The organism is Gracilimonas halophila (genome assembly GCF_042684365.1).
Lineage (GTDB): Bacteria > Bacteroidota > Rhodothermia > Balneolales > Balneolaceae > Gracilimonas > Gracilimonas halophila.
Genome location: NZ_JBHULI010000025.1, coordinates 154,374 through 166,811 on the forward strand (window position 1 = coordinate 154,374; position 12,438 = coordinate 166,811).

8 protein-coding genes are annotated in these 12,438 nt (G+C 39.9%); all 8 read left to right on the forward strand.

Annotated elements, in window-relative coordinates:
* Positions 1-228 precede the first annotated feature (228 nt).
* The 8 genes from ACFSVN_RS11515 (at position 229) to ACFSVN_RS11550 (ending at position 12,405) form a co-directional block, all read left to right on the forward strand.
* Complete coding sequence (locus tag ACFSVN_RS11515; protein WP_390302761.1) at positions 229-1,683, forward strand: PAS domain-containing sensor histidine kinase; 1,455 nt, start codon at positions 229-231, stop codon at positions 1,681-1,683.
* A gap of 145 nt (positions 1,684-1,828) precedes the next feature.
* Positions 1,829-3,625: a M3 family oligoendopeptidase gene (locus ACFSVN_RS11520; RefSeq protein ID WP_390302765.1), complete on the forward strand. Its 1,797-nt coding sequence runs from the start codon at positions 1,829-1,831 to the stop codon at positions 3,623-3,625.
* Between the two features lie 67 nt (positions 3,626-3,692).
* A complete protein-coding gene (locus tag ACFSVN_RS11525) occupies positions 3,693-5,156 on the forward strand; it encodes a GAF domain-containing protein (protein ID WP_390302768.1) in 1,464 nt (487 codons plus the stop codon).
* Positions 5,153-6,325: a phosphopentomutase gene (locus ACFSVN_RS11530; protein ID WP_390303837.1), complete on the forward strand. Its 1,173-nt coding sequence runs from the start codon at positions 5,153-5,155 to the stop codon at positions 6,323-6,325. Before ACFSVN_RS11525 ends, ACFSVN_RS11530 begins: the two co-directional genes overlap by 4 nt.
* A gap of 187 nt (positions 6,326-6,512) precedes the next feature.
* Positions 6,513-7,367 (forward strand): sigma-70 family RNA polymerase sigma factor, encoded by an 855-nt coding sequence (locus ACFSVN_RS11535; protein WP_255132498.1) that lies wholly within the window; start codon positions 6,513-6,515, stop codon positions 7,365-7,367.
* 113 nt (positions 7,368-7,480) lie between these two features.
* Positions 7,481-10,357 carry a two-component regulator propeller domain-containing protein gene (locus ACFSVN_RS11540; RefSeq protein ID WP_390302772.1) on the forward strand — a complete coding sequence of 959 codons (2,877 nt, stop codon included), beginning with the start codon at positions 7,481-7,483 and terminating at the stop codon, positions 10,355-10,357.
* Between the two features lie 12 nt (positions 10,358-10,369).
* The gene (locus ACFSVN_RS11545) at positions 10,370-11,002 is read left to right on the forward strand and encodes a response regulator (RefSeq protein ID WP_390302775.1); all 633 of its coding nucleotides are present in this window, start codon (positions 10,370-10,372) and stop codon (positions 11,000-11,002) included.
* An 86-nt stretch (positions 11,003-11,088) separates the two neighbouring features.
* Complete coding sequence (locus ACFSVN_RS11550) at positions 11,089-12,405, forward strand: hypothetical protein (RefSeq protein WP_390302778.1); 1,317 nt, start codon at positions 11,089-11,091, stop codon at positions 12,403-12,405.
* Positions 12,406-12,438 lie beyond the last annotated feature (33 nt).

A 12,438-nucleotide genomic window follows, 5' to 3' on the forward strand; every position in this document is an offset into this window, starting at 1 on the left:
AAATTAAGGATTACATTCTTAAAAAACGATAATTTCTACAAACCGATATTTACCTCTAATACAGGGCTAATATGCTTTGTTTTGGATAAGAAGTAGCTAAATAAAATCTCTTTAGCTACATTCCTTCTTGGAAGTAATTTATGCTCAGCAAATATATACCGATAATTTAAATGATATAAAGTATAAGCTATGTCATATTGAGCTGAGATGATGTTTGAGGGAACAAGTTTGAAAAATGTAGAAATGCCTCTTTTGTCCGGAATTCCCGGATGGATAAAACATTCAAAAACCCTGTATTTGGTGGTCACAAATACTAAAGGGGATATTTTGTTTTGCAATGATCATTATGCTCAAACTTTTCTTTTCCCCGGAGATTCTATTTCCGGGGTAAATTTTTCAACTTTTATTTCTTCCGGTGAAGTAGAAGAGTACAAGGAATTACTTACGGAGTGTGTACAGGATTATTCGAGTGGCCCGCTTCAGATCATCAATAAGATAAAGATACGGGATACCGACCGCTTCAATAGTGTTAAATGGGAATGCAGTTTATACTCAGATGGATCTGATGAAGAACTTATAGTCATTCATATTGGACATAATGTAGTTGCAGTTGAAAAAGAATCGATTTCTGAAGAGCATTTTGATAAATCACTGAACTTTCTTTTTGATGATCTGCAGATAGGTGTGGTAGTTCAGGACGAAAAGTCAGCTATTTTACTTTCAAATAATAAAGCAGAAGAACTGTTGGGGCTTACAAAAGATCAGCTCTATGGCCGTACTGTGCATGATGATGGCTGGAAAATTATTAAAAGTGACGAATCCGCTTTCCCAGCTGATGAGTTACCGGCAGCGCGGGCTATATCTGAGAAAAGTCATATCAAGAATGTGATCATGGGAGTGTATAATCCCAAGATAAAACATTATGTATGGTTACAGGTAGATGCAAACCCATTACTGGATAAAAAGGGAAGAGTATTACGGGTAGCAACAACTTTTATTGATATCAGTCCCCGCAAAGATCAGGAAGAAGTTTTAAAAGATGCATTGAAAGAGAAAACAACTTTACTTGCTGAGATTCATCATCGGGTAAAGAATAATCTGGCGATTGTTTCCGGGCTTCTGGAGTTGCAGAGTATGGAGGTGGATCCTGAACATAAGCTTCCTCTTCAAAGAAGTATCAATCGCATCCATTCTATTGCAATGGTACACGAACTAATGTATGAAACAGAACGATTGTCTTCCGTAAATATCAAGCATTATCTCGATCAGCTTATCCCGGCAATAAAACGCACCATGCAATCTAAAAAACAAGTAGAAATAAATCTTGACCTTGAAGAACATCAGCTGAATATCAATCAGGCTATACCACTAGGCTTACTTTTTAATGAACTACTGACCAATTCATTCAAATATGCATTTCTTAAAACATTTGACGGCAAGATAGATATTTTGATGGAGGTAGCAGATAAGAGGATCACGTTTTCCTATAAAGATAATGGCCCGGGTTTCAGCAAAGAACAGGATTTTTCAAATACTCCAAGTCTGGGTTTAAGTCTGGGTTTAAGTCTTATTCATGCCCAACTCGGGCAGCTTCATGCAAAGTATGAAGTTGAAACCAATGGAAAATTCGAGTTGAAATTTGAGTTTGATATTTCTGAACGGGGACCCCATTCTAATATGTAAAGAGATCTTGGGTTGATATAAATCACTGATCTCTAATAGTGAAAATAAAACTCTTCTTATTTCTTTAATTCGCTTGCTTCAAGCCCTATATTCAATGTCTTAATTTCAGGCATTGAATGTATCATCAGATCAAAAATATTAAGGAATGAGCGAAAAGACAGAGAACAAAAAAACAGGTGCTGAAAATATTAATTGGGACCTTTCTGACCTCTATGCTTCAAACGAAGACCCACAACTTTTAAAAGATAAGAAAAAGGTGCTTGAAGAAGCTCAGGCTTTCTCCGATTCATACCGTGGCAAAGTTTCCGGACTGGATGCAAAGTCATTCAAACAAATGCTGGATGAATACGAAGAAATTTTAGACCTGTCAGGAAAGATAGGCTCTTTCGCCTATTTGCAATGGTCTACTGATACCGGCAACACAGATTATGGGAAACTGGTAGCTGAAACAAATGAATTATCTTCAGAGATCAGTCAAAAATTGGTTTTTCTTGATGTTGAATGGCTGAATATTCCTGAAGAGAAAGCACAGAGATTGATTGAAAATGAAGCTTTAAGTACATATAAACATTATCTGGAAAGCTCCCGTAGATACAAAGATCATGTACTGGAAGAAGGACAGGAAAAGATAATGTCGGCTAAATCAGTAACCGGACGAAGTGCCTGGGTTAGGTTTTTCGATGAGACCCTTGGAGCTGCAAAATTTGAATTGGATGGGGAAGAGCTAAGTGAACAAGAGGTGTTGAGCAAGCTCCATGAAAGTGATCGGGATCTTAGGGTTCGTGCTCATGCATCTCTGACCAAAAAGTTCAAGGAACTTAGCAGGCAGCTTACTTTTGTGTTTAATACCATTTTGGCGGATAAGTCAACCAACGACAAGCTTCGTAAATATGACAGCTGGATCGACTCAAGAAATCTGGCCAACCAAACGGATAGTAAAACGGTGAATGCCCTTGTCGAATCCGTTACTTCTAAGTATGAGCTGGTTCAACGCTACTATAAGTTAAAGCGTGATCTGCTTGGTTTGGATGAGATGAAGGATTATGACCGGTATGCTCCAATCATGAAAAATGAAGCAACCATTGATTGGAGTTCTGCTGAAAAAATGGTGTTGGATTCCTATTCTAATTTCCATCCAAAAATGGGGGAGATCACCAAGGAATTTTTTGATAAAAACTGGATCGATGCAGCAATCAAACCCGGGAAAAGAGGAGGGGCGTATTCCGCCGGAACAGTTCCTTCCGCACACCCTTATGTATTCATGAACTTTGATGGTAAGATCCGCGATGTGCAAACCCTTGCACATGAATTAGGCCATGGAGTACATCAGTATTTGTCACGACAGCAAGGAGTTTTACAATCCTCAACTCCTCTTACTACGGCTGAAACGGCTTCTGTATTTGGGGAAATGCTGGTATTCCAAAAACTTATGAAAGAGCTCGATGACCCCAAAGAAAAACTGGCTCTTCTTATTGGTAAGATCGATGATACTATCGCTACCGTTTTCAGGCAGATCTCAATGAACCGATTTGAGCATGCTATGCATACGGCGCGGCGCGAGGAGGGCGAACTTACGGCCGAACGTTTCTCTGAATTATGGATGGAGCAACAGAAAGCATTATATGGAAATGCTGTTGAACTCACAGATGAATATGGAATTTGGTGGAGTTACATTCCACACTTTCTTCACACACCCGGTTATGTTTATGCCTATGCTTTTGGGGAGTTACTGGTGCTGGCACTGTATGAAGAATATACACAGCGACCGGATGGTTTTGCTGATCGATACCTGGAACTGTTGAGTGCGGGCGGTTCTGAGTGGCCGGAAGATCTGGTGGCTAAAATGGGGCTCGATATCACTCAGCCTGATTTCTGGAATAAAGGATTAGCCTCATTTGAGCGTATGGTAGAAGAAGCAGAAGCCATGGCTAAGGAGATCTGAACAATGGGTAAATGACCATGAAAATCCATACACTCTAAAACTAAAATATTTTTAATCAGCAAAGCGAATGTCTTTAGACCGACAAAAAAAAGCATTAAGAGAATTTAAACAGATCATTGAGGATCTGGTGCACTTATTTCGAACTTCAACCAAAGTTCAGCTTTCCTACATGTGTTGGGTGAATCGAGACCGGCAACAATTTGTTTGGGGAACCAATAGCACAGGTTTACCGAATGTGATGTTTCAGGATCGGGTGGCTTTTGAAAATCATTTCCTCGATGAGTTTAAAGATGCTGAGGAGGTTATACAATTAGTGGTTGGGGAGGATATCCCAAAAGCCAAATTGATGCACTATTTTGATTTTGTGCAAGCCAAACACATCCTCATCATCCCGTTTATAAATAAGGGAGAAACAGTTGCGCTTACAGTTCTGGAAAGTGAGGAGGAGATCGATCAAGAGGTTATTCAGGATCGGGTGATGGCTTACAATAATGCATTAGTGAATGTATTGGACACCTATCTTGAAGTGGTTGATCTGCATGAAAATCAGCAGGAATGGGAAGATTATGAAGAATCAATTAATAAGTTGGATTACAGGCAACATCGAGTTGAAATACTTGTAAATATGCTCGAAGAAATGCAGAAGAGCCTGCCTAACGGAGGAGCGGTTTTATTGGCACCAGGTATGGAATCCTGGAATGTGATTCTCCGATCTCAGAATTCAAAAAAGGCTCCTGCACTTGGACTGCAGCTTGAAGAAAAAAGTGTTGCTTATGAAGCACTCGAAAAAGGAGAGCCGATCTTTACCATGCACTTCAATAATAATCCACGAAGAATAACTTCTAATGAGAAGAGGACGGAGGGTGCTACTTATGCCGTCCCCATTATGATCCATGACCGGAGACAGGCCGTGGTAATATGCTATGATAATGATCCGCTGACATTCAAAGAATCTACCAAACATAAGTTGTCTAACTTAGCACGTATAGCGGCATTGAGTATTCAATCATCGGTAAAGAAATCAGGTATGGTGCAAGAGCTACTTACCCAAAACTTTGGAGCTTTTATGCCTGAACTTTGGGAGGCGGCACTTAACAGTGAACTAGCCAAGCTTAAGAAAGGTACGGGGACTTCCACCTGGCTTGGGTTGATAACACCCGATGATGTATCTGCATTGAGAACAAAATTCAGGCTCGAGGACCTTCAAAATATTCAAACAGATTTTGTAACGGTTCTAAACCCTTCACGATATGGGATCCCTGGTTTTATAGGATATAATTCTGATTACGTTTATGCTTTTTTGATTCAAAGTGATGATGAAGAAGCAGTTTCCTTTTGGATGGAAAAATTGAAATCAAAACTGGAATCTGGATTGAATCTATCAATCGGTGGATCGATGAGGGCTAAGTTTCAGGTAGGTTTTACTAAAATAACAGAAGAGTCACCTAATGCCTATCAGGTGAAAGAAAGGGCTAAAAAGGCCCTGTCTAAAGTTATTAATGATGATGAGGCAGAGTTAGCAGAAGTATAATGGGAAACGCATATATAATAGTGGTTGACGGATTAGGAGTTGGGGCTCAGGAAGATGCTTCAGAATATGGTGACGAGTCAATGAATACACTTGGTCATGTTTCAGAAGAAACCGGTGTAAAGCTTCCAAATCTTCAAAAAATGGGTCTGGGAAATATTATTCCATTAGCTTCAATAGAAGAGAATGAAAATCCTTTGGCAGCCTATGGAAAGCTGCGGGAAGTTTCAGCAGGTAAAGATTCAACTACAGGGCATTGGGAGATTGCCGGTATTCAGCTCGATAAGCCTTTTCCTACATACCCCGATGGATTCCCGGAAAATCTAATCCAGGATTTTTGTAAAGGGATCGGACTAGATAAGGTACTTTGCAATAAACCATATTCAGGCACGGATGTAATTAATGATTTTGGGGAAGAGCATCTCAAAACCGGATATCCAATTGTTTATACTTCAGCCGATAGTGTATTTCAGGTAGCGTGTCACGAGGAAGTCGTTTTGGTAGAAAAACTATATGAATGGTGTGAATTTACCAGAAATAATATTTGTGTAGGTCAGCATGAGGTGGGGCGTGTAATTGCGCGTCCTTTTACCGGAAAAGCAGGAAGTTTTGAACGTATTTCTGACAAGCGACACGATTATTCTTCACTTCCACCGGAGAATAATTTAGTTCAGAAATTGTATGATTCGGGAGTTAAAACGTATTCGATAGGTAAAGTAGCTGATCTTTTTGCAGGAAAAGGATTCACGCAATATCGCCCAACCAAAAGTAACGCGGAAGGGATTTCACAACTTTTAAGCCTGATGTCAGCCGGTCTTGATAACAGTTTTGTATTCGTCAATCTAATTGATACCGATCAGCTTTTTGGTCATAGACTCGACCCGGAAGGATATGCAGATAGCTTAGCCGAATTTGACCGCGCTATTCCTGCTATTGTTTCTAAGATCAGGGAAGGGGACCTCTTGATCATTACAGGAGATCATGGCAATGACCCATGCTCTGAAAGCACCGACCATTCCCGTGAATTTGTGCCGTTGCTGGTATTTCCGAAAAATTCTGCAAAGGCTGAGGATCTTGGAACCGGCAAAACATTTTCAAATATTGCCAAGACCGTAGCTGAATTTTTTAAGCTGAAGGATGATTTTCCAGGGTCATCTTTCCTTGGTAAATAGAATTGATCCTTAAAAACATCTGTTTGCGTATTTAAAATTGAGGCAATAATTACGTATATTTTCCAATTGTAAAATTCATTAAGTCGCAGACGCAATATCTAAGCTTTTTACACATGTTTTAAAAGCTTGAAGAATATCAATAATCTGCGCAACCGCGTACGCAAACATTCATTAAAAGGTATATACAGTGGCAAAAAGTTCTGGAATCTCTACTCGTGAGTCAGAGTCATTAGATCGCTATCTGCACGAAATTGGAAAAGAGAAACTTATTACCCCGGATGATGAAGTCCGGTTAGCCAAAGAAATTCAAAAAGGAAGTCAGAGAGCCCTCGAAGATCTTACAAAAGCTAATCTTCGGTTTGTAGTTTCTGTAGCTAAACAATATCAAAATCAGGGTCTTTCACTTGGTGACCTCATCAACGAAGGAAACCTCGGTTTGATCAAAGCGGCTAAACGTTTTGATGAAACCCGTGGATTCAAATTCATTTCATACGCCGTTTGGTGGATTCGTCAATCTATTCTTCAGGCACTTGCTGAGCAGTCTCGTATTGTTCGTCTTCCGCTGAATCGTGTTGGAGCCCTTAATAAGATTGGTAAGGAACTTTCAAAGCTAGAGCAGGAATATGAGCGTGTACCTTCAGCTCACGAGCTTGCAGAAAGTCTTGAAATGACAGTTGGAGAAGTTGCCGATACACTTAAGATCTCTGGTCGTCACTTGTCGATGGATGCTCCTTTTGCTCAAGGGGAAGACAATCGTCTGCTTGATGTACTTGAAAATGAAGAGATTCCAAATCCTGACTTTGACCTGATGGGTGAATCTCTGAAAGTGGAGATCGAACGCGCACTTTCAAAATTAACGACTCGGGAAGCGGAAGTGATCCGGCTTTATTTTGGAATTGGTCGTGAGCACTCGCTTACCCTTGAAGAGATCGGAGAACGTTTCGACCTTACCCGTGAGCGTGTTCGTCAGATCAAGGAAAAAGCTCTTAGGAAACTAAGGCATCATAACCGAAGTGCTGCGCTTAGAGCTTATCTCGGTTAGAAAACAGTTTAATATCGTGAGAAAGAAAGCCACGTACACTTTTGTGCGTGGCTTTTTTTATATCTCAATTTCATCTCTACTAATCTCCATCAGTTTACGTTACATTTGAAGTAATGAAAAAATTCTTCCTCATATCGATATTGATGTGGATAACCGTTGAGGCTGCATATGCACAGGTATACCCATTTCGTACATTCTCTATAGAGCAGGGTCTTAGTGAGTCTGTAGTTTATGATATGGTCCAGGATGATGATGGATATATTTGGTTCGGTACCGGCTTCGGATTGAATAGATTTGATGGGATCCGTTTTCAGAACTTCTTTGAGGAACAAGGACTCAATTCCAGTCGCATTCGTTCGCTACATAAAGATATCAGGGGTAGAGTGTGGGTGGGTTCAGAAGCAGGAGTGAATTACGTTGAAGGGGATAGTGTGCATGCAGATCCCAGATATAATGCACTGCGCAATACAACGGTGATATCTATTTATCAGGACAGAGTGGGTGATATGTGGTTTGGAACCGATGGAAATGGAGTCTGGCATTTTTCTGATGGGATATTTATGGAACAGTATACAACCTCAAATGGATTGGGGGATAATAGAGTCAGAACTATTACTGAGAACAAGGATGGAGATCTTTGGTTTGCTACAAGAGATGGAGTAACACTTTTGAAAGACGGAAGCTTTCGAACATTTACCACGGAAGATGGGCTACCTGCAAACCGCATCAGAGATATAAAAGTTGATGAAGAAGGAACCGTTTGGATTGGAAGTAGAAATGGTTTGATTAAGCTTGAGGGAGAAGATTTTCAGATCTATAACCGCTCCGATGGTTTGGTCAATAACTTGGTGAGAAGTCTTTCAATAAAAAATAAAAATGAGATCTGGATAAGCACTGAAGCAGGGATCTCACTTTTTGATGGAGAGAACTTTAAGAATTTTGGGACTGAATCGGGGCTTTCTAATGAGATCATTTATTCATCTCTGATTGATTTGGAAGGTAATGTTTGGTTCGGAACATTTGGGGGTGGCGCTAATCTCTTTTTAGGTGACTATTTTGCTAATTATACCACTGAACAGGGACTACCCAATAATTTGGTAACAACTTTTGCAGAGACGGTAGATGAATCTTTTTGGATAGGAACTTATGGAGGGGGGATAACTTCATTAATCGAAAACGAGTTTAATGACAAGGAGATCAATGAATTGCTTCCCGATAATCAGATCTACAAATTATTTACTGATTCTGAAGATCGGACCTGGATTGGTATGAGGGAAGGACTCGCGAGGATGGAAAATAATTCAGTAAAGGTATTCAATGAAGATGAATTTCCATTTCGAAAAGTAAGAGATATCATGGAGGCTTCTAATGGTAGTTTTTGGATCAGTACTTATGATGATGGTATCATTCGTTTAAGAGATGATTCATTTACTCAAATTAGTTCAGAAGAAGGGTTAGCAAGTGATCGTGTATTGGAATCTATTGAAGCTGAAGATGGATCTGTTTGGATTGCTACATATGGAGGGGCTACAAGATTTAAAGATGGTGAATTCCAAAGTTTTGCAATTCAGGAAGGCCTTCCAAATAATGCTGTAATGAATATATTGGAAGATCAAAATGGTAGAATTTGGGCTTCTACTTTTGGTGGTATTGCCTGGTTTGACGGCCTGAGGTTTCAAAGTATCACTGCCAACGACGGGCTACCGGATGATGTGTGCTATTTTATTCATCAAAGCGAGAATGGTTTTTACTGGATAGGAACTACAAATGGGGTAGTCCGATTTAATGCGGATCAGTTTTTCAATGATGAAATGCGAGATAAAAGTCTGGCTTTTCAGGTTTTGAACAAAGAACAGGGGTTAGTTTCTAACGAGTTAAATTTGGGTGCTGTCTATGAAGATAAAGAAGGTTATTTATGGTTTGGAACTGTGGAAGGATTGAGTCGATTTAACCCTAATTCCTATCAAGGAAATACGGTACCTCCTAAAGTTCATATCACAGGGGTTAATGCATCAGGAAGGGAGTACAAGCCCGGAGAATATTTTACCCTTTCACACGAAGAGAATTATCTTGAGATTCAGTATTCTGGAATTAATTTTACAGCTCCTAATCAAATTTTGTATGAATATAAATTGAGTGAAATAGATCCGGGTTGGCAGCAAACTACAGCCCGATCTGTGAAATATCCATCACTTCCTCCCGGCGAATATACTTTTCAGGTACATGCCAGAAACTTGAATGGTACATGGAGTGAAGATTTAGAAGAATTTCAATTTCGGATCTCAGCTCCATTCTGGATGCATTGGTGGTTCTGGATCCTGATGCTTATTGCTGTGATTGGGATCATATATTTATTTTATAATTACTATCGAGCCAGAAAAATGATCGATATCGAGCGCATGAGGGTAAGGATCGCCAGCGACCTTCATGATGATGTGGGAGCTAGTTTAACCGAGATCGCGCTGCAATCTGATTTTTTGCAGGCAGGAGATGCAGATTCTGAATTTAAGAAATCATTGGAGCAGATTGGCCGTCAGTGCCGTAAGATCGTTTCAAGCCTTGATGATATCGTTTGGTCTATCGATGCCCGGAATGATACCCTTGGTGATCTGACCGATCGTATGCAAGATTATGTCTTGAATACACTTGAGTCCAAAAATATGTCAGTAAGGTATGATTTTGGTGAATTGAATATGGACAGTAAACTACCTGTTTCAGTAAAAGAGAATGTATATCTGATCTTTAAGGAGGCGGTTAATAATATCGCAAAATATTCAAATGGAGATCAGGTAGAAATAAAAATGCAAAACCATAATGGGCATTTTGAATTTAACATTTCGGATAATGGAACTACTGGTAAAGGAACTAAAAAAACTGGACAAGGTTTGCGTAACATGGAAATGCGAGCGAATCGTATTGGCGCAGATATTAAAATAGACAGCACGAATGGATTTACCATCGCTGTTAAAGGAACTTTGAATACTAACTAAGGGACCGATAAAATGGCTGTTATTGGAATAGTTGAAGACAATAAAAAGATCAGAGATCTGATACAGAGATATTTGGATATGCAAAAAGATATGGACTGCCCGGTAGCTGTTGATTCAGTGGAAGAAATGCTGGATTACCTGGAAGAGCATCAGAGGCCTAATGTAATACTGATGGATATTCAGTTGCCTGGGATGTCAGGTATCAAAGGGATGGAGATAATAAAATCCAAATATCCCGAGGTAGAGATCATGATGCTTACGGTCTATCATGATTCTCACAAAATATTCGATTCCCTGAAAGCCGGTGCTTCAGGGTATTTATTAAAGCACACCTCACTTCCTGAGATAAAGGAGTCGATCGAAAATCTTATGAAGGGTGGAGCCCCAATGTCACCACAAATAGCCCGAAAGGTGATCTCACATTTCAATGAAGAAGCTCCTAAAAAGAATGAAGACAGTATGCTCACAAACCGTGAGCAAGATATTGTAAATGGATTAGTAGACGGTCTCAGTTATAAGTTGATCGCTGACCGATATGACATTTCAATAGATACAGTAAGGGCTCACATTCGGAACATCTACAAAAAGTTACATGTTAACTCTAAGGCCGAGGTCATTGCCAAATCGTTACGTGGTGAGATCTGAGCTTAACATGAACATGTGATAAAAATTAAGTTTGAAATGGTTCATATTCATGGTGTAAATCAAAATGTAGTTTAAAGGTGTCTGTCATGAAATCATCAAATATATCCAACCGGTTTTTCCTACTCGTTCTTCCTTTTCTACTGACAGGTTGTTACACCCAATTCCAAACCACCGAACGGTTTTCTTCAGATAGGGATCGTTATTCAGACTACTATGCGTGGGATGGTTATGAAGATGGAGCTGGTCAAGAAGTTTCCTATCAAACGGAAGAAGAGAGATATCTGGAAGATGAATACGCTTTGGAAGAGTCTGGTATTTACTATAAAGACTATGAAACAGAGCAATGGTACAAAGACCATTATGCGGACAAATACTATTGGAAAGGATATGATGATGGTTTTGATGACGGATATTATAAAGGGTATCGAAATGCTTACCGTGACAGCTATGTGTATGGGTACACCCCCTGGGCATACAACAGCTGGTGGTACCGGCACCATAACTACATGTACAGAAGTCATGTTTGGTTAGGTTCAGCTGGTTTTGGCTTTTATTATGGAGGGCCCTCCTACGCTTACTACCATTACCCATATTACAATGGTTGGGGATATCACTGGAATTACCCCTATTATAATAATGTGTATGTCTATAACAATTATTACAGATCAAAAAAATACAGACGTGATGCGGACCTATATCGTAAGGGGCCAAGAAGCAGTGGATTGGTAAACCGAAGTGACGCCAGAACTAGATCAAGTTTAAAAGGAAAACGTACAGATATCAGAACTCGTGGAGTGAATACCCGTTCTGTAAGGAACAGAAGCGCGGGAAATACTTCAAGGGTAAGAGGTAGTGGCCGTACTGTGGGACGAAGTTCGTCAGGAACTGTGAACAGAGGAAGCAGATCTAGAGGCTCATCTGTTGGCAAAGGGAGAACCAATTCCGGTGGAAGTAAAAGCAGAGGTTCCGGTTCATCAGTAGGTAAGTCACGCAGCTCAGGTAGCAGTAGTGGTAAAACCCGGTCAAGAGGGAATGGATCAAATTTCAGCAGCTCAAGAGTCAAGAGTGTTGATACCGGATCTTTAAACAAAAGAAGAACATATACTATTCCAAACAGAAGAGTAAATGTGAATGACAATACGACTATTAAGAGAAATAACCTTGGCAGTTTCTTCAATAAAATTGACCTTCAAAGATCGTCTAGGTTATCAGAAAGAACATCATCCGGCATTGGTAAACGTATAAATGGATTGAATAATAACAGTCGGTCATCTTCCAGTTCGATAATAAAACGTGGTGTTAAGTCGGTAACTCGAAGTTCAGCAGTTTCCAGGTCCAAATCGTCAAGTACGAAAAGTCGTAGTTCATCAAGTTCAAAAAAACGAAGCAGGGGCAATAACTAAGCACCTGTTTCAACCCTAACCATTCTTTAGATT

Bases quoted from the DNA above. Each gene is read 5' to 3' on its own strand.
- ACFSVN_RS11520 (WP_390302765.1), top strand. From the start codon at position 1,829: ATGAGCGAAAAGACAGAGAACAAAAAAACAGGTGCTGAAAATATTAAT.
- ACFSVN_RS11525 (WP_390302768.1), top strand. From the start codon at position 3,693: ATGTCTTTAGACCGACAAAAAAAAGCATTAAGAGAATTTAAACAGATC.
- ACFSVN_RS11540 (WP_390302772.1), top strand. From the start codon at position 7,481: ATGAAAAAATTCTTCCTCATATCGATATTGATGTGGATAACCGTTGAG.
- ACFSVN_RS11545 (WP_390302775.1), top strand. From the start codon at position 10,370: ATGGCTGTTATTGGAATAGTTGAAGACAATAAAAAGATCAGAGATCTG.
- ACFSVN_RS11550 (WP_390302778.1), top strand. From the start codon at position 11,089: ATGAAATCATCAAATATATCCAACCGGTTTTTCCTACTCGTTCTTCCT.